Annotated in this window: 20 protein-coding genes and 1 riboswitch; of the genes, 8 read left to right on the top strand and 12 right to left on the bottom strand. The window is 65.4% G+C overall.

The window, feature by feature from the left end:
- Positions 1 to 50: 50 nt before the first annotated feature.
- The 5 genes from BACI348_RS13415 to BACI348_RS13395 all read right to left on the bottom strand — a co-directional run bounded on the left by BACI348_RS13415 (position 51) and on the right by BACI348_RS13395 (position 5,699).
- Positions 51 to 1,484, bottom strand: coding sequence for an aminotransferase class V-fold PLP-dependent enzyme (locus BACI348_RS13415; RefSeq protein ID WP_159826545.1), 1,434 nt, complete (start codon positions 1,482 to 1,484; stop codon positions 51 to 53).
- A gap of 36 nt (positions 1,485 to 1,520) precedes the next feature.
- A riboswitch (SAM riboswitch) is annotated at positions 1,521 to 1,634 on the bottom strand.
- Positions 1,635 to 1,794: 160 nt separating this feature from the next.
- Positions 1,795 to 2,607: a histidinol-phosphatase gene (hisN, locus tag BACI348_RS13410; RefSeq protein ID WP_159826543.1), complete on the bottom strand. Its 813-nt coding sequence runs from the start codon at positions 2,605 to 2,607 to the stop codon at positions 1,795 to 1,797.
- A gap of 48 nt (positions 2,608 to 2,655) precedes the next feature.
- Positions 2,656 to 3,771 (bottom strand): ribosome small subunit-dependent GTPase A, encoded by a 1,116-nt coding sequence (gene rsgA, locus BACI348_RS13405; RefSeq protein WP_159826541.1) that lies wholly within the window; start codon positions 3,769 to 3,771, stop codon positions 2,656 to 2,658.
- The gene (aroA, locus tag BACI348_RS13400; protein ID WP_159826539.1) at positions 3,755 to 5,143 is read right to left on the bottom strand and encodes a 3-phosphoshikimate 1-carboxyvinyltransferase; all 1,389 of its coding nucleotides are present in this window, start codon (positions 5,141 to 5,143) and stop codon (positions 3,755 to 3,757) included. Before aroA ends, rsgA begins: the two co-directional genes overlap by 17 nt.
- 7 nt (positions 5,144 to 5,150) lie before the next feature.
- Positions 5,151 to 5,699, bottom strand: a complete 549-nt coding sequence (locus BACI348_RS13395; protein WP_159826537.1) for a DoxX family protein — start codon at positions 5,697 to 5,699, stop codon at positions 5,151 to 5,153.
- 281 nt (positions 5,700 to 5,980) lie between these two features.
- Between BACI348_RS13395 and BACI348_RS13390 the strand changes: the two genes are divergently transcribed.
- Both BACI348_RS13390 and rsrA read left to right on the top strand, forming a co-directional pair.
- Positions 5,981 to 6,748, top strand: a complete 768-nt coding sequence (locus tag BACI348_RS13390; protein ID WP_201298426.1) for a sigma-70 family RNA polymerase sigma factor — start codon at positions 5,981 to 5,983, stop codon at positions 6,746 to 6,748.
- Positions 6,745 to 7,005 (top strand): mycothiol system anti-sigma-R factor, encoded by a 261-nt coding sequence (rsrA, locus tag BACI348_RS13385; protein WP_050054586.1) that lies wholly within the window; start codon positions 6,745 to 6,747, stop codon positions 7,003 to 7,005. The genes BACI348_RS13390 and rsrA overlap by 4 nt, the downstream gene beginning before the upstream one ends.
- Positions 7,006 to 7,125: 120 nt before the next feature.
- On the opposite strand, the gene BACI348_RS21115 is transcribed toward rsrA, so the two are convergent.
- The 5 genes from BACI348_RS21115 to BACI348_RS13365 form a co-directional block, all read right to left on the bottom strand.
- Entirely contained in the window at positions 7,126 to 7,200 is a 75-nt protein-coding gene (locus tag BACI348_RS21115; RefSeq protein WP_369299106.1) for a 50S ribosomal protein bL37, read from the bottom strand.
- Between the two features lie 131 nt (positions 7,201 to 7,331).
- Entirely contained in the window at positions 7,332 to 7,946 is a 615-nt protein-coding gene (locus BACI348_RS13380) for a PadR family transcriptional regulator (protein ID WP_159826535.1), read from the bottom strand.
- Entirely contained in the window at positions 7,946 to 8,797 is an 852-nt protein-coding gene (locus tag BACI348_RS13375) for a DUF4097 family beta strand repeat-containing protein (protein WP_159826533.1), read from the bottom strand. Before BACI348_RS13375 ends, BACI348_RS13380 begins: the two co-directional genes overlap by 1 nt.
- Before the next feature lie 82 nt (positions 8,798 to 8,879).
- Positions 8,880 to 9,479: a GDSL-type esterase/lipase family protein gene (locus BACI348_RS13370; protein ID WP_159826531.1), complete on the bottom strand. Its 600-nt coding sequence runs from the start codon at positions 9,477 to 9,479 to the stop codon at positions 8,880 to 8,882.
- Between the two features lie 141 nt (positions 9,480 to 9,620).
- The gene (locus BACI348_RS13365; RefSeq protein WP_159826529.1) at positions 9,621 to 13,436 is read right to left on the bottom strand and encodes a multifunctional oxoglutarate decarboxylase/oxoglutarate dehydrogenase thiamine pyrophosphate-binding subunit/dihydrolipoyllysine-residue succinyltransferase subunit; all 3,816 of its coding nucleotides are present in this window, start codon (positions 13,434 to 13,436) and stop codon (positions 9,621 to 9,623) included.
- Positions 13,437 to 13,974: 538 nt separating this feature from the next.
- Here BACI348_RS13365 and BACI348_RS13360 point away from each other — a divergent pair.
- The 5 genes from BACI348_RS13360 (at position 13,975) to BACI348_RS13340 (ending at position 19,205) form a co-directional block, all read left to right on the top strand.
- The gene (locus BACI348_RS13360; RefSeq protein ID WP_159826526.1) at positions 13,975 to 15,369 is read left to right on the top strand and encodes a hemolysin family protein; all 1,395 of its coding nucleotides are present in this window, start codon (positions 13,975 to 13,977) and stop codon (positions 15,367 to 15,369) included.
- Complete coding sequence (locus BACI348_RS13355; RefSeq protein WP_159826514.1) at positions 15,369 to 16,439, top strand: hemolysin family protein; 1,071 nt, start codon at positions 15,369 to 15,371, stop codon at positions 16,437 to 16,439. Before BACI348_RS13360 ends, BACI348_RS13355 begins: the two co-directional genes overlap by 1 nt.
- 89 nt (positions 16,440 to 16,528) lie before the next feature.
- Positions 16,529 to 17,518 carry a metal ABC transporter solute-binding protein, Zn/Mn family gene (locus tag BACI348_RS13350; RefSeq protein ID WP_159826508.1) on the top strand — a complete coding sequence of 330 codons (990 nt, stop codon included), beginning with the start codon at positions 16,529 to 16,531 and terminating at the stop codon, positions 17,516 to 17,518.
- The gene (locus BACI348_RS13345) at positions 17,515 to 18,330 is read left to right on the top strand and encodes a metal ABC transporter ATP-binding protein (protein WP_159826507.1); all 816 of its coding nucleotides are present in this window, start codon (positions 17,515 to 17,517) and stop codon (positions 18,328 to 18,330) included. Before BACI348_RS13350 ends, BACI348_RS13345 begins: the two co-directional genes overlap by 4 nt.
- On the top strand, positions 18,330 to 19,205 hold the full coding sequence (locus tag BACI348_RS13340) for a metal ABC transporter permease (protein ID WP_159826506.1): 876 nt from the start codon (positions 18,330 to 18,332) through the stop codon (positions 19,203 to 19,205). Before BACI348_RS13345 ends, BACI348_RS13340 begins: the two co-directional genes overlap by 1 nt.
- Position 19,206: 1 nt before the next feature.
- Here BACI348_RS13340 and BACI348_RS13335 read toward each other — a convergent pair whose 3' ends face one another.
- Positions 19,207 to 19,710: a Fur family transcriptional regulator gene (locus BACI348_RS13335; RefSeq protein ID WP_159830093.1), complete on the bottom strand. Its 504-nt coding sequence runs from the start codon at positions 19,708 to 19,710 to the stop codon at positions 19,207 to 19,209.
- Between the two features lie 94 nt (positions 19,711 to 19,804).
- Between BACI348_RS13335 and BACI348_RS13330 the strand changes: the two genes are divergently transcribed.
- The gene (locus BACI348_RS13330) at positions 19,805 to 20,461 is read left to right on the top strand and encodes an MBL fold metallo-hydrolase (protein WP_159826504.1); all 657 of its coding nucleotides are present in this window, start codon (positions 19,805 to 19,807) and stop codon (positions 20,459 to 20,461) included.
- Here BACI348_RS13330 and BACI348_RS13325 read toward each other — a convergent pair.
- A complete protein-coding gene (locus tag BACI348_RS13325) occupies positions 20,458 to 21,561 on the bottom strand; it encodes a PLP-dependent cysteine synthase family protein (RefSeq protein WP_159826502.1) in 1,104 nt (367 codons plus the stop codon). The genes BACI348_RS13330 and BACI348_RS13325 overlap by 4 nt on opposite strands.
- Positions 21,562 to 21,602 lie beyond the last annotated feature (41 nt).

The raw sequence follows: 21,602 nt of genomic DNA, 5'->3' as shown, positions 1-21,602 counted from the left end.
GCCTCCTTCGTTTGATGCCCTTGGGTATCCTCCGAATTTACCGCAAGTGCCTAGTCGTCGATGCAGGGAGCGGCGCCGGCAGTGCCCGGGGTGTTAGGTGCCCACTGCGGGTAGGTCCGTGTGTCGTTCGCCGGAACCCAGCGCCCGGCATCCACCACGTAGTCCCAGCCGAGCCCGTTGCTGCGCAGTGCGGCAATACCTGCAAGGAGCCGTTCGGCGTCCTCCAGGCGGGAGCCCACGCCGAAGCTGGCGCGCAACGAACCGGAAGGCAGGCCCAGCCGCTTCAGCAGCGGGTGGGCGCAGAAGCGGCCGTCGCGCAGGCCCACGCCGTGCTCGGCGGACAGATAAGCCGCCACCAGTCCTGCGTCGTAGCCTTCCACCGAGAAATTGACCACGCCGATGGTGTCCGTGTCCGGGTTGGTGTCCTTGAAGATCTGGTGGACAGTAACGCCGGCGATCTGCTGCAATCCTTCCACCAGGAAGGAACGGATGGCGGATTCGTGGGCGTGCCACTGCTCCAGGTCCAGCCCGGCGATCACCTGGGTGGCACGGGCCAGGGTGGCTGCGCCGAGGACGTTGGGGGAGCCGCCCTCGTGGCGGGCCGGTCCTGTGGCCCAGCTGACGCCGTCGAGCCTTGCTTCCTTAACGGCGCCGCCGCCGGCAAGGTGCGGCGTTCCGGCGTCGAGCCAGTCGGGGCGGCCCACCAGGACGCCGGCACCGAAAGGTGCGTACAACTTGTGGCCGGAGAAGGCGAGGTAGTCGACGTCGTCCGCGGCGATGTCCACGCGGCGGTGCGGCGCCAGCTGGGCGGCGTCCACCACAATCCGGGCACCGTGATCGTGGGCCAGGGCGGCCAGGGTGCGGATGGGCAGGATCTCGCCGGTGACGTTCGACGCGCCGGTGACGGCGAGCAGGCTGACGCCGCCCTGCTCCAGCTCCGTACGGACGGCGGCGATGGTGCCAACGATCGTGTCGGCGGCCACGATGCTGCGGTGCGGGACGCCCTGCCACGGCAGCAGGTTGGCGTGGTGTTCGATGTCCAGGTAGAGGACGTCGCCGTCAGGCCGGCCGTCGGTGACGGGCAGGCAGCCTGCGAGCAGGTTCAGCGAATCCGTGGTGTTGCGGGTGAAGATGACGGAATCGTCCGGACGTCCGCCCACGAATTCGCGGACGATGTTGCGTGCGTTTTCGTACACGGAGGTGCTGATCTGGGAGGCGTAACCGGCGCCGCGGTGGACGCTGGCGTAGTACGGGAGGATCTCGTTGAGGTATGCAGAAACCACGGAGAGGGCCGGAGCCGAGGCGCCGTAGTCAAGGTTTGCGTAGCGGATGTGGCCGCCGTGGATCAGCGGAGCCTGGATCTCAGCGCCGGTGACGGCAGCGAGCGGACGTCCGGCGGCGGCGCGGCGGGCATCAAAGCCGGCCTCGGATCCGGGAATTTCAGTTGCGGCGGTGGCATTGGGAGAGACGGTGGCAGTTGTCACGAAAGACCTCACTTCAAAAGGACTCCCTCACCCGGGAATCCGCGCTTGCCGCATCCGCTCCGGACCGGCCTGGTCGTCACCCGGGGCACCCCACCGCGGTTGGAGGGTTGCCGGCCAGCAAACCGGGGTTTCGCGCTGGCACTCGTGACCTGCTTAAGAGCGTAAAACATGGGGCGTATTGGTATGTAGCCGGGATAAATGTTAAGCGCTTTGTTACGCACCGGATGAAAAGGGCTCCTTTTGCCGAAGAAACGACGGCGGGCGCCTCCGTTGTGGAGGCGCCCGCGGCGGATTCTTCGGCGAAGTGGGTTCAGAGGAGGTCGTCCAGGCCGGGGTTCAACCGGCGGAGCACCTCGGAGTGCAGGATGGAGTTGGTGGCCAGCGCGTTGCCGCCGAAGGGCCCGTCGTCCCCTTCCAGCGATGTGAAGCGGCCGCCGGCTTCCACCACGATGGGCACCAGTGCGGCCATGTCGTAAAGGTTCAGTTCCGGTTCGCAGGCGATGTCCACGGAGCCTTCCGCCACCATGCAGTAGGACCAGAAATCGCCGTACGCCCGGGTCCGCCACACGTCCTCGGTGAGGCCCAGGAACTGGTCCAGGTTTCCCCGCTCCTTCCACCCGCTGAGGCTGGAATAGGACAGCGAGGCGTCGGAGAGTTGGGAGACGTTTGAGACCCGCAGCCGTGTGGCCGAAGCAAGAGAACGGCCCATGTAGGCGCCCATACCTTTGGCTGCCCACCAGCGCTTGCCCAAAGCCGGCGCGCTGACCACACCCACCACCGGCTCGCCCTCATCCACCAGTGCAATCAGGGTGGCCCAGACCGGCACGCCGCGGACAAAGTTCTTGGTGCCGTCGATGGGATCGATAATCCAGCGGCGCGATCCGTGCCCGGTGCTGCCGAACTCCTCGCCCAGCACGGCATCGCGCGGGCGGGAGCGGGACAACTGGCCGCGGATGGCTTCTTCGGCGGCCTTGTCTGCGTCGGTGACCGGCGTCAGGTCCGGCTTGGTCTCCACCTGGAGGTCAAGGGCCTTGAAGCGGCTCATGGTCTGGTCATCCACGGAGTCGGCCAGGACATGGGCCAGGCGCAGGTCATCGTTGTAGCTCGAGGCGGGTTGGATCATGCTTCCAAACTACCGTCTGCCTGCGGTTCTGCTGGGAGATCGGCCTTGTCAGTTAACGCTGCCAAGCTCCTTGGCCTCCTGGGCCTCCATACGGGGATCGGTGCCGAGGAGCCGCCGCAGGGAGGCCAGCCGGGCTTCTCCGGTGGCTCCGGCATGGCCGCCCGCCACCCACGCGTCCAGGCCGCAGTTAACGGCCGTGGCGGTGTGCTTGCAGCCCCGTTCACAGTCTTCGATGCCGGGGGAGAGGTCCGGGAAGGACCGCAGGATCCGGTCCGGGTCCACGTGGGCCAGGCCGAATGAGCGGATGCCGGGAGTGTCGATGATCCAGCTGCCGGACGGTGCGTCCGCCAGCCTCAGCGCCAGGGCAGACGACGACGTGTGGCGGCCCCGTCCCGTCACCGCGTTGACGCCGCCGGTGGCACGCTCGGCCCCGGTCAGCGCGTTCACCATGGTTGACTTGCCCACGCCCGAATGCCCGAGCATCACGGTGACTTTTCCGTCCAGGTGGCCGCGCAGTTCCGCTACCGCCCTGCTGTCCAGCCGGGCCGACAATCCGTCGTCGGAGCGGGCATCAATGCCCGAAGCCGCCGAGTCCGCCGTCCGGCTGATGATCACGGGGAAGTCCAGGTGCGTGTAGTTGGACAACAGCTCCGCGGGGTCCTTGACGTCCGCCTTGGTGACGAGCAGGATCGGCTCGATGCCGGCGTCGTACGCAGCCACGAGGGCGCGGTCAATGAAACCGGTGCGCGGTTCGGGGTTGGCGGCAGCAACCACAATGACCAGCTGGTCGGCGTTGGCCACCACCGCCCGTTCCACAGGATCGGTGTCGTCGGCGCTGCGCCTGAGCAGCGTTTTCCTGTCCTGGATTTTCACCAGCCGCGCCAGGGTGTCCGGCTCGCCGGACACGTCGCCCACGAGCGAAACAAAGTCGCCGGCCACCACGGGGTTCCGGCGCAGCTCGCGCGCCCGGGCGGCGATGACAACGCGCTCCTTGCCCGAGTCCTCGCCCACTACTGCCGTGTACCGGCCGCGGTCAACGGTGACGATCCGGCCGGTGACGGCGTCGTCGTGGCTTGGCCGGTCCTTGGTGCGGGGCCTGGATCCCTTCTTGCTGGGCCGGATGCGGACATCCGACTCGTCCCAGGAGTCAGTGCTCCGCGCCACCGGTTGAACCTTTCGCCCCGGCGCCGGAGGCGCCCGCCTGGGCCAGCATGTCGGCCCACAGCCGGGGAAAGTCCGGCATGGTCTTGGCGGTGGTCCCGATGTCTTCCACCTGGACCCCTTCCACAGCCAGGCCAAGGATGGCTCCGGCGGTTGCCATCCGGTGGTCCGCATAGCTGTGGACGACGCCGGGGTGCAACCTTGCGGGCCGGATCACCAGGCCGTCGCTGGTCTCCTCGGCGTCCCCGCCAAGGCGGTTGATCTCGGTGACCAGGGCAGCCAGCCGGTCCGTCTCATGCCCTCGCAGGTGCGCGATGCCGGTGAGCCGGGATGGGCCGGTGGCCAGGGCGCAGAGCGCTGCGACCGTGGGAGCCAGTTCGCTGGTGTCCGCAAAATCAGCCCCCTTGATCTCCGGCCCGCCCGTAACGGTGAGGACGCCGTCGCGAAGGCTGACCTCTGCACCCATGTCGGCCAGGATGGTGCGCCACAGATCCCCTACCTGCTGGGTGTGCTCGGGCCAGCCAGGAATCCTGACGGTTCCGCCGGAAGCCAGGGCAGCGGCAAGGAAAGGCCCGGCGTTGGACAGGTCCTGCTCGATCCGCTGGTCGAAGGCGCGGATGGGCCCGGGCGAAACCACCCAGTGGTCGGGGACCGAGTCATCCACCAGCACGCCGGCGCCGCGAAGAACGGCAACGGTCATGTTGATGTGGTCCAGGCTTGGCACGGGTTTGCCCACATGCTCCAGGTGCAGGCCCTCGGTGAACCGGGCACCCACCAGCAGGAGGGCGGACACAAACTGTGATGAGGCACTGGCGTCGATGACCAGGTGGCCGCCACGGACGTTGCCGGAGCCTTCTACCACAAACGGCAAGGACGACGGCGTGCCGCCATCTTCCGCGGAAACTGCCACGCCCAGGGCCTTCAGCGCCTCGATGATGGTTCCCATCGGACGCTTCCGGGCGTGCGGGTCGCCGTCGAACAGGCTGGTGCCGTTCCGCAGCGCGGCCAGCGGCGGCACGAACCGCATCACGGTTCCGGCGAGCCCGCAGTCGATTTTAGCGGCGGTGGGTGCCCCGCCGGCCGTGAGCGGAAGGACCTCAAGGTCAGGCCCGAAGGCGCCGTCGCCGGGCACCTCGGTGATAGTGGCGCCAAGCTGGCGGAGCGCCTCGATCATCAGCGCGGAGTCCCTGGAATGCAGCGGTGCGCGCAGTCGCGACGGCCCGTCGGCAAGTGCCGCGAGCACCAGATACCGGTTGGTCAACGACTTCGAACCCGGCACGGTGACGGTGGCATCCACAGGGCGGGAGGCGAAAGGGGCAGGCCAGTGGGGGAAGGACGCTCCGGCGTTGTCCCGGGCGGCGGCTGGTGCGGTCATGTCCTGCTTATGCCCCCGTGGCGTGTTCGACGGCGCGGCGGACAACCTTGTCGGCCTTGTGCAGCTTCTTGTTGGTGGTCTTGCGGGCATCCGCGGCGAGGTGCGCGGCGCCCTTCCTCGCGTCGGCCGCCAGGTGCTCGGCCCGCCAGGCCAGTCCAGGCCTGCCTGCTGTGTCCACGGAGGCAAGCAGTGCCCCGCCGCTCAAGGACAGGTTCTTCAACAGCTGGCTGCGGCGGTTCCCGCGGCCTTCCTTGCTGCTGATGTCTGCGCTGCGCCACTCAACAAACGTGTTGAGCAGCGAAACCACGGTCAGGACGGTGGCGGAAAGACGGGAAAACTTCCCCAGCCCGAACAGGACGCCGGCGCCCACCTGCGTGCCGCCGATAATCCGGGCCAGAGTCTTCACGTCTGTCTGGAACGGCAGCGCGGATGCGGCCTTGCTCAACAGGGGCGAGAGCTGTTGCGCGGTATCGTCAGCGTTCTTGAGCTTATCCAGTCCGGCAAGAACAAAACTGGAAGCCAGCATGGGCCGTGCGAGCGTGCGGACAAAGGACATGGATTTCCTCCTGGGTGGACGAACCGCGTCGGGTGCGGCGGAGTCCGTTCTAGTCTTGCACTTTTAGGGAATATTTGCCCGAAAGCCGGGGTTATGGATGCTGGACCCTGCTAAGCCGGGCCCACAAGACAAACCACCGGACAGCAGAGCGGAGTTGGCCCTTGAGGCGGGTGTTGGACGGAATCGATGCAGCAGGCCCGGTAGCCATGGACTCGTTGGGGACCGAACCCCCCGAGTACGGGTCGCCGCGCCCACAAAGCCTGACAGTAGACTTGAAGGCAATGAGCACCCTGGATCCGGCCGTTTCGGCCATGTATGAGGCTTCGCAACGCGAAACCAAGAGCAGCGCCGGTAACCGGCCCGAGCCGGCAGAGCCAACGGAAGACTCCGTGCAGCCCGCGGAATCAGCCGAGGAAGCGGTCAACGTTTCCACGGAATCCGCGGAGGAGCGCCGCGCCAGGTTCGAACGCGATGCGATGCAGTATGTCGACCAGCTGTATTCGGCAGCCATGCGTATGGCCCGGAACCCGGCAGACGCTGAAGACCTCGTCCAGGAGGCCTACACCAAGGCCTTCTCCGCGTTCCACCAGTACAAGCCCGGAACCAACCTCAAGGCCTGGCTGTACCGGATCTTGACGAACACCTACATCAATCTGTACCGCAAACGGCAGCGCGAACCCCTCCAGTCCAACTCGGACACCATCGAGGACTGGCAGTTGGCGCGGGCTGAATCACACACCTCCAGCGGGCTGCGTTCCGCTGAGGCAGAGGCGCTGGATCACCTTCCGGATTCCGACGTCAAGCGCGCCCTTCAGGCTATCCCCGAAGAATTCCGCCTCGCGGTGTACTTCGCGGATGTTGAGGGGTTCGCGTACAAGGAAATTTCAGACATCATGAACACCCCCATCGGCACAGTGATGTCCCGGCTTCACCGCGGCCGGAGAATGTTGCGGGACATGCTCGCGGAATACGCCGCCGAGCGAGGGTTCAAAACAGCCGCAGACACACCGGCCGCGGCGGAAAGCACACAACAGGAGAACAGGAAATGAGCGACTGCCAGGGATTGGGCGACTGCGACGATACCCGGATGCAACGCATCTACGAGTACCTTGACGGCGCGCTGACCCGTGAGGACATTACGGAAATCAAGACCCACCTTGATGAGTGCCCGGAATGCACGGAGCAGTACGACCTTGAGTGCGTGATCCGCAACATGGTCAAGCGTTCCTGTACCGAAGCTGCTCCGGAGAACCTGAAGAATGCCATCCTGGACCGGATCCACTCGATCCGTCCGGTGGATGCATAGCGCTTCACATCGGCAGCACCGGTCGCGCGGGCCGCGAACCGAAGGATTAAACACAAAGGACCCCGGATGCCACAATGGCTTCCGGGGTCCTTCGCTTTAACCGCTGTACCTGGCATTTGCCTAGGTGTTGGGGCGCTTCCCGTGGTTCGCGCCGCCACGCTTACGGTCACGACGCTTGCGTGCACGCTTGCTCATAGCTGGCCTCCTTAATGTTGTACTCAAAAGAGCTGCCCTCAAGTCTCCCACATCATCAGGCGCCCCGCGAACCGGCAACCGCCGCATGACCTGCGGTTCGACCGCTGCCGGCGGAGGACCCCGGTCCGGGCCTAATCGCGGAGCGAATTGCGGATGGCGATACCGGCCTGCTCCAGCACGGTCCTGACTGTTTCCAGGGCCACCGGACTCAGTGGCTGCTTGCCTGCCTGTAGCCGGAGTTCAGCACGCAGGTCATCCCGGAACGCCTGGAGCATGAGCTCGGCTTCCTTGAGGGTCCCTTTGCCCTCCGCTGCTGCCCCGCCTTTGAGGGCTGTAAAGGCTGCTGACGCTGCACCGGCCCGGGCAGCCTCAGCGGTGGCCGCAAGGTCAGCACGGAGCCCGCGCATGTTGCTGCGGATGTCTTCCCGGAGGTTGTCTGCCAGCCGGCGGACGGAAGCGGAGATTTCCTGTTCCACCGCTGCAAGTTCCTCACGGCGAAGGTTCAGTTCTGCCAGGCCGGCGGGGGTGATGCGGTAGTTGGTGCGGCGGCCGAAGGCTTCGGTGGCCACCAGCCCCTCCTCCTCGAGTTTCCCCAGCCGCGGGTAGATGGTACCGGCGCTGGGGGAGTAGGTGCCGCCGAACCGCTCCTTGAGCGCCTTAATCAGTTCGTAGCCGTGCTTGGGCCCGGACTCCAGCAGGGCAAGAAGGTAAAGCCGCAGGGCGCCGTGGGCGAAAACAGCGGGCATCAGCGCCGTTCTTCCGAAGACCCGGTGGGATTCCCATTCACGCCCTCGGGCGGCGCGCCGTGGAGGATAGAGGTCTTGCCGGACACCGAGTTGGTCCTGACCAGCATCAGCTTCGCGTCCGGTCCGGCGATGGTCTCCACCTTCCCGCCCGCCACATGGTAGTGCTGGTTGCCGATCACTACTGCCCCGCTGGCCGACTTGGCCACGATATCCACTCCGACGTCGTACGGGATCCTGATGGTCAGGTCTCCGGACACGGAATTCGCGCCGAAATCCTGGGTGAAACCGAGCAGGTCGAAATTCATGTCGCCGCTGACCGTGTTGGCCCGGATGTGACTGAGGTGGCCGGAGGCCGTTACTTCGCCGGAGACAGTCTTGGCGGTGAGGACGCCGCTGTGGTGCCGGGCGCTGACCTCGCCGCTGACCGTACTGACGAACAGTTCGCCGTCGGTGCTGTCGGCCATCACGGAACCGGAGACGGTGTTCAGGCGCGTGCGGGCGGCCATGCCTGACACGAGGCCGTCGCCGCTGACCGTGCCGGCTTCGACATCAACGGTGGCAGGAAGGGCGATGCTGATGACGGAATAGTTCTCGCTGTTGTGGTTGACCGTTCCCATCAGGTTCTTGAACCAGCCCTGCGGCCCGTGCAGCTGGTGCCGGACTTCCAGCCGGCCGTCTTCCAGCGAAACTGCCACGGGATCACCCTGCACCTCGGAAATCTCGATCCGGGTGAAGGGCTCCTCATGGGCTACGACATCGAACCGGCCGCGCACAATTCCCAGTTTCAGCGACGAGACAGACTCGACGTCGATGGTCTGTGCGCCGGCGACAGTCCAGCTCTGATCAGCCATGGTTCCTCCAAAGACGATATATCGTGTTTGTCCCAACCTACTCCGGCTGCGGACGGACTTCAAGATATATCGCGAAAAGCCCCTATTCCGGAACTGCCATCCCCAACCACTGGAACCAGCCGCGGTGGAGTACCAGCCAAGCCATCAGTCCGTACCCGGCCTGCCCCGGGGTTCCCCCGTTGGCGGCGAGGTCCTGGCGCCACTGCTCGTGGTTCAGGAGCGGGGAAAAGGTGTCCACGTAGAGGTGCTTGCGGCGCGTAGTGACGTCGGCGAAGGCGGTGTTCAACTCATCAAGCCGACGGTTCTGAGCCGGGTCCAGGGTTGGCGGCGGCCCAACAACAAACACCTCCAGCCGGTTCTGCGAGGCGGAATCGAGGATGTTGGCCAGGTTGAGCCGGCTGCGTGCCGTGGAAAGCCCGAATTCGATGTCGCGGCCGGAGAGCCCGATCACCAGGCGGTTCTCGGCCTGATCACTGAACCTGCGGCCGGCCTCGCCCAGCCAGCGGGCAGCCAGGCCTTCCGTCCCTTCCTGCGGACAGGGGAGTGCGTAGCTTTCCAGGACCATCCCGTCCTGGGGAGTGCGGGCCAGTACGCGGCCCAGCCAGCCAAGCGCGCGGGGGTCACCCAGTCCGGCCAGCAGTTCGTCTCCTACAGCTGCGATGCGCAGCTTCCTGTCTTCCACACGTTCCTCTTTACTTCGGTGCCTGCCGGCCGCCACCCGGGGTTGTTTCCCTGACCGGGCAGGCGCTGTTCTTCCCATTAAACAGAACTGCCCGGCCGGAGTCTGGTATTTCGACGTCCGGCCGGGCAGCCTTACTGGTTCCTACCGTGCAAATGCCTGCTTCAGCAGGGCATCCTGCTCCGCGGCGTGGCGCTTCATGGAACCCGCAGCCGTGGAGGCCGAGGCCGGGCGCGACACGAGGCGGACCCTGCGGCCAAGCGCATCCGGAAGGTTCAGGCCCATGAACGGCCACGGTCCCTGGTTGGCAGGCTCGTCCTGCGCCCAGACAACCTCGGCGTTCGGGTACTTGGCCAGTTCCGCTGCGATCTCTGCATGCGGCAGCGGGTAAAGCTGCTCCACCCGGACGATCGCCGTGGTCTTGTCATCGGTCTTCTGCCGGGTGGACAGAAGGTCGTAGTACAGGCGGCCGGAGACCAGCAGCACGCGCTCGACCGCGTCTGCTGCCAGCTGCTCATGGTCACCGATGACCGGGCGGAAGGTGCCGTTGGTGAAGTCCTCGACGGACGACGCAGCGGCCTTGAGGCGCAGCAGCTGCTTGGGCGTGAAGATGATCAACGGCTTCCGGGGCCGGCTGTACGCCTGGCGGCGCAGCAGGTGGAAGTGCGAGGCCGCCGTGGTGGGGTTGGCCACGATGATGTTCTCTTCGGCACACAGCTGCAGGAATCGCTCGATCCTTGCGGAGGAGTGGTCCGGGCCCTGGCCCTCGTAGCCGTGCGGGAGCATCAGCACCAGCGATGAACGCTGGCCCCACTTCTGCTCGGCGGAGGAGATGAACTCATCGATGATGGTCTGGGCACCGTTGACGAAGTCGCCGAACTGGGCCTCCCAGAGGACCAGGGCGTCCGGGCGTTCCACGGAGTAGCCGTATTCGAAGCCCATGGCCGCGTATTCGGACAGCAGGGAGTCGTAGATCCACAGCTTGGCCTGGTTTTCGGAGAGGTTGCCCAGGGGCAGCCATTCCTTGCCGTTGGCGCGGTCGTGGAAGACTGCGTGGCGCTGCACGAACGTGCCCCGGCGCGAGTCCTGGCCCGCGAGGCGGACGGGGACGCCTTCCATGATCAGCGAGCCGAAGGCCGCGATCTCGCCGAAGCCCCAGTCGATGCCGCCTTCACGGGACATCTGCTCGCGCTTCTCCAGCAGCTGCTTGAGCTTGGCGTGGACTGTGAAGCCTTCGGGGATCTCAACGTGCGCCTTGCCGATCCGGGCCAGCGTGTCAGCGGAGATGGCCGTGGAAACCGGTGCGTTCGTGCCGGAATCGGACTGTTGGGCGATGGGGCGCTCAATGTCGGACACTGCTGCCGAATCCGCGGTGATGATCGGAATCGGTGAGGTCTGGGCTGCATGGGTCTCAGCGAAGACGCGCTCCAGCCGCTCCTGGTAGTCGCGGAGCAGCTGCTCGGCTTCTTCCTCGGTGATGTCGCCGCGGCCGATGAGCGACTCGGTGTAGAGCTTGCGCACCGAACGCTTGGCTTCGATCAGGTTGTACATCAGCGGCTGGGTCATCGAGGGGTCATCGCCCTCGTTGTGCCCGCGGCGGCGGTAGCAGACCATGTCGATGACGACGTCCTTGTGGAACCGCTGGCGGAACTCGTAGGCGAGCTGGCCGATCCGGACTACGGCCTCGGGGTCGTCACCGTTCACGTGGAACACCGGTGCCTGGATCATCTTGGCAACGTCCGTGGAGTACGTGGACGAGCGGGACGAAGACGGCGCCGTGGTGAAGCCCACCTGGTTGTTGACCACGATGTGGATGGTTCCACCGGTGCGGTAGCCACGCAGTTGGGACAGGTTGAGGGTCTCGGCAACCACACCCTGGCCGGCGAATGCGGCGTCACCGTGGACCACGATGGGGAGGACCGGGAAGGACTCGCCCTGGTCAAGGCGGTCCTGCTTGGCGCGGACGATGCCCTCGAGGACGGGGTCCACCGCTTCAAGGTGTGAGGGGTTGGCGGCCAGGTAGACCTTGGTCTCCTTGCCATTGTCCGAGGTGAACGTGCCCTCGGTGCCCAGGTGGTACTTCACGTCACCGGAACCCTGGACCGAACGCGGGTCCTGGGTGCCCTCGAATTCCCGGAACACCTGAGCGTAGGTCTTGCCGGCGATGTTGGTCAGCACGTTCAGGCGGCCACGGTGGGCCATTCCGATGGCTACCTCGTCCAGGCCGTCGTCGGCGGCGTCGGACATGATGGCATCCAGCAGCGGAATGAGGGACTCGCCGCCTTCAAGCGAAAAGCGCTTCTGGCCCACGAACTTGGTCTGGAGGAAGGTCTCAAAGGCCTCGGCAGCGTTCAGCTTGGAGACGATCCGCAGCTGCTCTTCGCGGCTGGGCTTCGAGTACGGGTGCTCGAGCTGGTCCTGGAACCACTTGCGCTCGGCAGGCTCCTGGATGTGCATGTACTCGATGCCCGTGGTGCGGCAGTAGGCGTCGCGCAGGACACCCAGGATGTCGCGGAACTTGAGCATCGGCTTGCCGCCGAAGCCGCCGGTGGGCCACTCGCGGTCCAGGTCCCACAGGGTGAGGCCGTAGGTGAGGACGTCGAGGTCCGGGTGCTTGCGCTGGACGTACTCCAGCGGATCGGTGTCCGCCATCAGGTGGCCGCGGACGCGGTAGGAGTGGATCAGCTGCTGGATCCGGGCTACCTTGTTGATCTCGTCGGCCGGGTCAACCTGCTTGTCCGCGCTCCAGCGGACGGGCTCGTACGGGATCCGGAGGGACTCGAAGATCTCGTCGTAGAAGTTCTGCGCACCCAGCAGCAGCTGGTGGACGAGCTTGAGGAACTCGCCGCTGCCGGCACCCTGGATCACGCGGTGATCGTAGGTGGAGGTCAGGGTCAGGACCTTGCTGATGGCGTTCTGGGCGATGATCTTCTCGCTGGCGCCCTGGAATTCGGCCGGGTAGTCAAGGGCGCCGACGCCGATGATCGCTGCCTGGCCCTTGGAAAGGCGGGGCACAGAGTGCACGGTGCCGATGCCGCCCGGGTTGGTCAGGGAGACGGTGGTGCCCTGGTGGTCGTCGGCCGTCAGCTTGCCGTTGCGGGCGCGCTTGATGAGGTCCTCGTAGGTGTGCCAGAACTCGGAGAAGTTAAGGGTTTCGGCCTTCTTGATGTTCGGAACCATCAGCAGGCGGGTTCCGTCGGGCTTGGGCATGTCGATAGCGATGCCGAAGTTGACGTGTGCCGGCTGGACTGCGGAGGGCTTGCCGTCCACCTCGTCGTAGTACACGTTCATGGAGGGGAACTGGGACAGCGCACGGATGACGGCGTAGCCGATCAGGTGCGTGAAGGAGACCTTGCCGCCGCGGGCGCGGGCCAGGTTGGAGTTGATGACAACGCGGTTGTCGATCAGCAGCTTGGCCGGGATGGCCCGGACGCTGGTGGCGGTGGGCACCTCAAGGCTGGTGACCATGTTGGTGGCAATGGCCTTGGCCGGTCCGCGCAGGACCGACACAACGTCCTCTTCCGGAGCCGTGGGGGCCTTGACGTTTTTGGGGAGCTGGGCCGGGATGGGCTGCGAACCGGTGCCAGGTTCAGTCTTCTTTGCGCCGTCCCGAGCCACCGTGGCGGGGGCTTTCGTGACCGGCGCCGGTGCGGATGCGGCAGGTGCCGGAGCTGCGGCGGGCGGTGCGGACGGAGCAGGCGGGGCTGCAGCCGGCGGCGCTGCCGGTGCTGCGGGAGCCGTGTTCACGACCGGAATTTCCCTAGTTGCGGGGTGGGCTGTGGCTTGCGCCGAATTTCCGTTGGAAGAAGAACTGCTGCCCGAGCCGAAGGATTCAAACAGCGGCCACCACTTGGCATCGACAGCGTTCTTGTCCTTTTGGTACTGCTCGTACAGTTCGTCAACGAGCCACTCGTTTCCGCCAAATTCCTCTGGTAGACGGTGGCTAGGCTGCTCTGGCACTTGAAATACGCCTCTTCCATGAGTTTGATTTCTCTCCGGCCCACGGTGCTTCAACACTACGTTTCAACCGGTTTCTGCGTCCTCTGAACCCAGACCATTGCCAGTCTAGTGAGCATCTTGTGGTAACTGCCAATAAGGGTGACCCAAATCATGATGAGACGCGAAATGAGCTGAATATGGCGGCCGCGGGACGGTTGCTTTCCTTGTTCGGCTGCCCCGGCCTGTCGGGCCTCGCGGCCGAACAAGTGAGCACGGGGGAGGAAGCCTGCTCCTGTAGACTGAAATTCTTATGGACAGTAAATCCAGGTGCCGGCCTGGGGGCTGTCAGCGGGGCGTAAGCAGCGCCGCACAGTCCACCCGCAGTGCCGGCAAACCCCGAACGCGCGCCCATCACCACTCGCCGGCAATGCCGGCAGGAGCTGCAAAGGAAGCTGCGTCGGCCTCCGCTGACCACCCTCCGCCGGACCGGTACCGCCCGCGCCGCTCTTCTACCACCAAACTGATGCCCTCGGCCATGGCCGTACAGGCGGGATGCTGAATGGAGTGGCTTCTCCTCGCAGCCGGCTTGCTGCTGATCGCAGGCACGGGCTTCTTTGTCGCGGTCGAGTTTTCCCTGATTGCCCTTGACCAGGCCACCGTCCAAAGAGCCATTGACGACGGCGACGACGGCGCCATCCCTTTGCTGAGATGCCTCAAGTCGCTCTCAACGCAGCTTTCCAGCTGCCAGCTGGGCATTACCCTCACCACCTTGTTGACCGGTTACGTGATGGAGCCTTCGGTGGGCAGGCTCCTGGAAGCCCCGCTGGCCGCCGTCGGACTTCCTGACGTTGCCGTGGCGTCCATCTCCCTTGTCCTGGCGATGGTGCTCGCCACTCTGCTCTCCATGCTCCTGGGCGAACTGGTGCCCAAGAATATGGCCATCGCCCTGTCCTTCCCGGTGGGCCGCGCCCTGGCCGGGCCTCAGTTGATGTTCACGGCGGTGTTCAAGCCTGCCATCGTGGTCCTGAACGGCTTCTCCAACAAAGTCCTGCACGTTTTTGGTCTCGAAGCGAAGGAAGAGATTTCCGGTGCACGGACCCCTGCCGAGCTCGCATCGTTGGTACGGCGCTCAGCGGCCATGGGAACGCTCGATGCCGGTACCGCCAACTTCGTGGCGCGCACGCTGAATTTCTCCACCCGTACGGCGGCCGATGTGATGACTCCCAGGATCCGGGTGGAAACCATCGAGGCGGGCCAGCCAGTGTCCGACATTGTGGACGCCGCGCGCCGCACCGGGTACTCACGATTTCCTGTCATCGGTGAATCCGCCGATGACATCCGGGGCCTGGTCCATGTGAAGAAGGCCGTGGCTGTGCCATGGGACCGCCGGCAAAACCTCGAAGCCGGCGCCATCATGACCGAGGTCCTCCGTGTCCCGGAAACCATCCACCTGGATGCCCTGCTGGCTGAACTGCGCGAAGGCAACCTGCAGCTTGCGGTGGTGCTCGACGAATACGGCGGAACCGCCGGGATCGCAACCCTTGAGGACCTCGTGGAGGAAATCGTGGGCGAGGTGTCTGACGAGCACGACAAGGTGCGCCCGGGCCTGTTGCAGAGCGCATCCGGCGACTGGTACTTTCCCGGCCTGCTCCGTCCGGACGAACTGTCCGAGCAGATTCCCGGCCTGACCGTCCCGGACGAGGCAGCCTACGAGACTGTGGGCGGCTATGTGATGAGCAAGCTTGGCCGGATCGCGTCAGTCGGGGACACCGTCCCCGTGGAAGGCGGAACACTGAGCGTCACCAGGATGGACGGCCGGCGGATCGACCGGATCTGCTTCCGCCCGGCCAGGCCCGAACCCCGGACCGGGGACACTGCAGGGAGAACTCCTGACGGGGAAACCGATGAGGGCAGGATCGGCCGCGGCCGCACCAACCACGACAGGACGGAATGATGAGCGACTGGGCCGGGATTCTGTGGCTGGTTGTCCTCCTGTTCGCCAACGCCTTTTTTGTTGGCGCCGAGTTCGCCGTGATGTCGGCCCGCCGCAGCCAGATCGAACCGCTGGCCGAGGCCGGTTCCAAGCGGGCCCAGACCACGTTGCGCGCCATGGAGAACGTTTCCCTGATGCTGGCCTGCGCCCAGCTGGGCATCACGGTCTGTTCGCTGCTGATCCTGCTCGTGGCAGAGCCGGCCATCCACCACCTGCTGGCAGTGCCGCTGGGCGCCCTTGGCGTGCCCATGGAGGTCGCTGACGTGGCGGCGTTCGCCGTGGCGCTGATGCTGGTGACGTTCCTGCACGTCACCTTCGGGGAAATGGTGCCGAAGAACATCTCGGTGTCCGTGGCCGACAAGGCCGCCCTGTTCCTCGCCCCGCCGCTGATGTTCGTTGCCCGGTTGGTCAATCCCGTGATTTCCATCCTCAACTGGTCGGCGAACCGCATCCTCAGGCTGCTCCGGATTGAGCCCAAGGATGAGGTGAACTCCTCCTTCACCCTGGAGGAAGTGCAATCGATCGTGCAGGAGTCCACGCGGCACGGCCTGGTGGATGACGAGGCGGGGCTGATTACCGGTGCGCTCGAATTTTCCGAGTACAACGCGGCGGACATCATGGTGCCCCTCGACAAACTGGTCATGCTGAGGGCGGCCACCACGCCGGTCGAGTTCGAGAAGGCAGTGAGCCGCACCGGATTCTCCCGCTTCCCGATGCTCGACGAGGACGACATGCTCTACGGCTACCTTCACGTGAAGGACGTGCTGTCCATTCCCGAGGAAGCTTATGAGCGGCCCATCGCCGAGAGCCGGATCAGGTCCCTGGCCAACCTCGCCCTGGACGACGAAATCGAACAGGCGATGTCGGTGATGCAGCGTACAGGTTCGCACCTGGCCCGGGTGATCGGTCCGGACGGTAACACCAAGGGCGTCCTTTTCCTTGAGGACGTGATCGAGCAGCTGGTGGGTGAGATCCGTGACGCCACCCAGGCCAGGGGTGTCCGACGGTTGGGCCAGCCCAACGGGGCCTAGCGTTTCGCTTATACCTAAATAGGAATCATTCCTATTTAGGTATAAGCTTGAATGGTCCTCTCCGATCCACCACTGAACCGAGGTTTTCCGTGCGCCGTTCCGCCGCCGCCCGAACGTCCCTTGCCGTCTTCGCCGGGCTTGGCCTGCTGCTCAGCGCCTGCAGCCCGCAGCCTGAGGCATCTGCCGGGAAAACAGCTGACGGGATCAACGTGGTGGCTACCACCAACGTCTACGGGGACATTGCCAAGACGGTGGGCGGCGATAAAGTCAGCGTCACCGCCATCATCAACAAGACCAGCCAGGACCCGCACTCCTACGAGGCCACCGCCCAGGACCGGCTGGCAGTCTCCAAAGCTGACCTGGTGATCGAGAACGGCGGAGGCTACGACGATTTCCTCCACACCCTGGTGGAGGACAGCAGCATTGACGCACACAACGTGCTGAACGCCGTCGAACTCTCCGGCATGGCGCACCCCGAGGACGAAGCCACGGGTGAAGCGACACCTGCCGGATCCGCTGAAGCCGATGACCACGCACACGACCACGGCGGGTTCAATGAGCACGTCTGGTACAGCCTGGACGCCATGGGCCGGCTCGCTGACGACCTTGCCGAACGCCTCGGCGGGCTGGATCCTGCCTCCGCCGCCACTTTCACGGCAAATGCCGGCACCTTCAAGTCAGAACTGGACGGACTGGCCGGAAAGCTGACCGCACTGAAGTCGGAAGCAGCCGGGGACACCGTCGCCGTCACCGAGCCGGTCCCGCTCTACCTGCTGGCCGATGCCGGGCTGGAGAACGCCACACCCGAGGGCTACACTGCTGCGATTGAGGAGGGCTCGGACGTACCGCCGGCCGTGCTCAAGGCCGCAACCGACCTGGTGGCCTCCAAGTCCGTCCGGTTCCTCGCCTACAACGGGCAGACCGAAGGTCCGCAGACTGAAGCGCTAAAGAGGGCAGCCGATTCTGCCGGCGTGCCGGTGGTCGATTTCAGTGAAACACTGCCCGAAGGAAAGACCTACCTGCAGTGGATGACGGACAATGTGAACAACGTCAGCAAAATTCTGGAGACAAATAGTTGAAACCCGTGGTCAGCCTCGCCGGGGCGTCCCTCGCCTTCGGTCAGCGGAAGCTGTGGGAGGACCTGGACCTGGAGATCATGCCCGGCGAGTTCTTCGCCGTGCTGGGCCCCAACGGAAGCGGTAAAACCAGCTTCCTCAAAGTACTGCTGGGCCTGCAGAACCTGCACCGGGGCAAGGCCACGCTCGGCGGACACCCGGTGGAGCGCGGCAGCAGCCTGATCGGCTACATCCCGCAGCAGAAATCGTTCGCTCTCGACACGCCCATGCGGGCAAGGGACCTGGTGGGCCTCGGCGTGGATGGTCACCGCTGGGGACTTCGACTGTCGTCGGCCAGGGCCAACCGCAGGATTGACGAGCTGCTGGAGCAGGTGGGCGCTGCAGACTATGCCAAGGTCCCGGTGGGCCAGCTCTCCGGCGGCGAACAGCAGCGGCTACGGGTAGCCCAGGCACTGGCAACAGACCCCAAAGTCCTGCTCTGCGACGAGCCACTGCTCTCCTTGGACCTGCATCACCAGCAGGCCGTCAGTGCGCTGATCAACAAACAATGCCACGAGCAAAACAGCGCGGTGGTTTTTGTCACCCACGAGATCAACCCCATCATCGAGTACGTAGACCGGATCCTGTACCTGGCCGGCGGCCGCTTCAAGGTGGGCACGCCCCAGGAAGTGATGACCACCGAGGTCCTCTCCGACCTGTACGGCAGCCACGTTGAGGTCATCCATGCCAACGGGCGCATCGTGGTGGTTGGCCTGCCGGACGCCACCACCCACCATCACACCGAGGCACATGCCCTCGCCGGGGAGGTGGCCTGATGGACGCCGACAGCATCATCGGCGCGATCTTCAGTTTCGAGAACTACGGCGAATTGCTGGTCCTGGTCCAGAACTCCATCTGGGCCGGTGCCGTGCTGGGACTGCTCGGCGGCCTGGTGGGCACCTTCGTGATGAAGCGTGACCTGGCGTTCGCTGTGCATGGCATTTCGGAACTGTCCTTCGCCGGCGCGGCCTTCGCCCTGCTGATTGGCGCGGACATTGTTTTCGGTTCTCTCATCGGCTCGGTGGCTGCTGCGCTGCTGCTGGCTCTCATGGGAGTCAGGGCCAGGGACAAGAATTCGATCATCGGGGTGATCATGCCCTTCGGGCTGGGCCTCGGGATCCTGTTCCTGTCCCTGTATGAGGGCCGTGCCGCCAACAAGTTCGGGCTGCTGACCGGCCAGATTGTTTCGGTGGATACCGTTCAGCTCCAGGCGCTGGCCGGGACTGCCGTAGTGGTGATGCTGGTCCTGGCGGCCATTTGGCGGCCGTTGAACTTCGCGAGTGTGGATCCCGAACTGGCTGAGGCCCGCGGCGTTCCGGTCCGGACCCTGGGCATCGTGTTTATGGTCCTGCTGGGCATCAGCGTGGCCCTGTCCATCCAGGTGGTGGGCGCACTCCTGGTGCTCGCGCTCCTCATCACACCGGCTGCGGCAGCCCTCCGGGTGACCTCGTCACCGGTGGCAGTGGTGGTGCTCAGCGTAGCCTTTGCCATTACGGCGACCGTGGGCGGCATCCTGCTGGCGCTGGGCGGCCGCATCCCCATCAGTCCCTACGTCACCACGCTCTCGTTCCTGATCTATGTGGTGTGCCGGATTATCGGTTCCGTCCGTGCTTCCCGCGGGATTAACGGGCGGGTGCTGCAGCCGCAGTGACTTAGAGGGTCCCGGCTGCTTTGCGCGCGGTGCACTCCGGGCAGAGGCCGAAGATCTCTACGGTGTGCGCCACCTCGGTGTAGCCGTGTTCGCTGGCGGTCCGGGCGGCCCATGTTTCCACGGCCGGCGCTTCCACTTCCACCGCTTTTCCGCAGTTCCGGCAGAGCAGATGGTGGTGGTGGCCCGTGACGGCGCAGCGGCGGTAGACCGCCTCACCGTCGCCGTTACGCAGGACGTCAACCAGGCCTTCGTCGGCGAGGGACTGCAGGATCCGGTAGGCGGTGGCGAGGGACACCGAGACACCCTGGTTCTGCAGGATGCGGTAGAGCTCCTGGGTGCTGACAAAGTCGTCGAGTTGGTCCAGCGCGGCACTGACTGCCAAGCGCTGCTTGGTGACCCGCTGTTCCTTGACCGCGCCCGGAACGGCCGTGCCCGCCGCCGTTCCCGCGGCGGTTGCCGCCGCTGAAGCAGGCTTGGTGGACTCAGCCTTGGTGCCGAACGGCATGGATGGACTCGCTTCCCTAAGGATGGTGGCAAAGATCCAGATTACCAGCCGGAGCTTCATGGACACGGTTCGGGCCGGACCCTAGGCTGGCGCTATGAAGCTGACGAAATACACCCATGCCTGCGTCCGCCTCGAGAAGGACACCGGCGTCCTGGTGCTGGACCCCGGGACGTTCTCGGAATCGGCAGAGGCGCTGGCGGGTGCGGACGCCGTCCTGGTCACCCACGAACACGCCGACCACATCGATGTCCCGGCTGTAGTGAGTGCCTTAAAGGACAACGGAAGCCTGGCAGTCTTCGCGCCGGCCGGGGTGGCGGAGAACCTGCGCAGCGAAGCCCCCGATGCCGTAGGCCGGATCAGCACGGTGGACCCCGGATCATCCTTCGAGGCGGCGGGCTTCGGGGTCCGGAGCTTCGGCGGGCAACACGCGCTGATCCATCCGCAGATCCCGGTGGTGGCGAACATCGGCTACCTCCTGGACGGGAACGTTTACCACCCCGGCGATTCGTTTGTTATCCCGGACGGCATCACCGTGCAGACACTGCTGGTTCCGCTTCATGCACCGTGGAGCAAGTCTGCGGAGGTGGTGGACTTTGTGATCGGCGTCCGCGCCCCCCGGGCCTTCCAGATCCACGACGGCCTGCTCAATGACAACGGGCTAAAAATCGTGGAGGGCCATGTCACGCGGCTGGGGGCAAAGTACGGCACGGAGTACCGGCACCTGGCAGCGCGGGAGCAGGTGGAAGTCTAAACGGCGTCCCCGTCCCAGGAGCCGGTGTGGAAGAAGCGCTTGATCACCGATTCGTATGGTGCCGGGTCCAGGCCCTGGGACGCCAGCCAGCCGGCGCTGTAGTAGTTGCCCGCGTAGCGTTCCCCGCCGTCGCACATCAGCGAAACGATGCTGCCCTTCCGGCCTTCGGCGACCATCCCGGCCACCAGTTGCCAGACTCCCCACAGGTTGGTCCCGGTGGAGGGGCCGGCGTGGAGTCCGGCAAGGGTGCGGAGGTGGCGCATCGCAGCAACCGAGGCGGCGTCCGGAACCTGGAGCATGTGGTCGATCACGGCCGGAACGAAGCTGGGTTCCATGCGGGGCCGGCCGATGCCCTCAATCCGCGAGGGCAGGCCGGTGGCAGGGCCGGACGCTGTGCCGGACGCCGTGCCGTGCCAGCCCGGGTAGAAGGCCGAATTCTCCGGATCGACCACCAGCAGCCGGGTGGGGTGGCTGTGGTAGCGGAGGTACCTGCCGATCGTGGCACTCGTTCCGCCGGTCCCTGCGCCCACCACGATCCAGTCAGGTATGGGGTGTTCTTCCAGACCCAGCTGGCCGAAGATGGACTCCGCGATGTTGTTGTTGCCGCGCCAGTCCGTGGCCCGTTCGGCATACGTGAACTGGTCCATGTAGTGCCCGCCGGACGTGGCGGCTACCTCTTCCGCGGTGGCATAAACCTCTGAGGCGTGGTCCACCAGGAGGCAGGAGCCGCCGAACCGTTCTATCAGGTCGATCTTTTCGCGGCTGGTGGTACGTGCCATGACCGCGATGAACGGCAGCCCCAGCAGTTGGGCGAAGTACGCTTCGGACACCGCCGTGCTGCCGCTGGAGGCCTCAACGATGGTGGTGTCCTCCCTGATCCACCCGTTGACCAGCCCGAACAGGAACAGGGAGCGGGCCAGCCGGTGCTTAAGGCTGCCCGTGCGGTGCGTCGATTCATCCTTGAGGTAGAGCTGGACGCCCCAGTGTTCCGGCAGCGGCACGGAGTAGAGGTGGGTATCGGCGGAGCGGTTGTTTTCTGCCGTGATTTTCCGGATGGCTTCGTCCGCCCAGGCCCTGCCTGCGCTGCGCTCGATCTTCACCGGACCAGCCTACCTGCGGCTCCGCGGGCCGCCGTTAGAGT

Origin of the sequence: Arthrobacter sp. 9AX (assembly GCF_902506095.1) — a bacterium.
Lineage (GTDB): Bacteria > Actinomycetota > Actinomycetes > Actinomycetales > Micrococcaceae > Arthrobacter.
The sequence above is the reverse complement of the archived record's forward strand: the minus strand, read 5'-3'. Positions and strand labels throughout refer to the sequence as shown.

Bases quoted from the DNA above. Each gene is read 5' to 3' on its own strand.
- hisN (WP_159826543.1), bottom strand. From the start codon at position 2,607: ATGATCCAACCCGCCTCGAGCTACAACGATGACCTGCGCCTGGCCCAT.
- aroA (WP_159826539.1), bottom strand. From the start codon at position 5,143: ATGACCGCACCAGCCGCCGCCCGGGACAACGCCGGAGCGTCCTTCCCC.
- BACI348_RS13395 (WP_159826537.1), bottom strand. From the start codon at position 5,699: ATGTCCTTTGTCCGCACGCTCGCACGGCCCATGCTGGCTTCCAGTTTT.
- BACI348_RS13390 (WP_201298426.1), top strand. From the start codon at position 5,981: ATGAGCACCCTGGATCCGGCCGTTTCGGCCATGTATGAGGCTTCGCAA.
- rsrA (WP_050054586.1), top strand. From the start codon at position 6,745: ATGAGCGACTGCCAGGGATTGGGCGACTGCGACGATACCCGGATGCAA.
- BACI348_RS13380 (WP_159826535.1), bottom strand. From the start codon at position 7,946: ATGCCCGCTGTTTTCGCCCACGGCGCCCTGCGGCTTTACCTTCTTGCC.
- BACI348_RS13375 (WP_159826533.1), bottom strand. From the start codon at position 8,797: ATGGCTGATCAGAGCTGGACTGTCGCCGGCGCACAGACCATCGACGTC.
- BACI348_RS13360 (WP_159826526.1), top strand. From the start codon at position 13,975: ATGGAGTGGCTTCTCCTCGCAGCCGGCTTGCTGCTGATCGCAGGCACG.
- BACI348_RS13355 (WP_159826514.1), top strand. From the start codon at position 15,369: ATGAGCGACTGGGCCGGGATTCTGTGGCTGGTTGTCCTCCTGTTCGCC.
- BACI348_RS13340 (WP_159826506.1), top strand. From the start codon at position 18,330: ATGGACGCCGACAGCATCATCGGCGCGATCTTCAGTTTCGAGAACTAC.
- BACI348_RS13335 (WP_159830093.1), bottom strand. From the start codon at position 19,710: ATGCCGTTCGGCACCAAGGCTGAGTCCACCAAGCCTGCTTCAGCGGCG.
- BACI348_RS13330 (WP_159826504.1), top strand. From the start codon at position 19,805: ATGAAGCTGACGAAATACACCCATGCCTGCGTCCGCCTCGAGAAGGAC.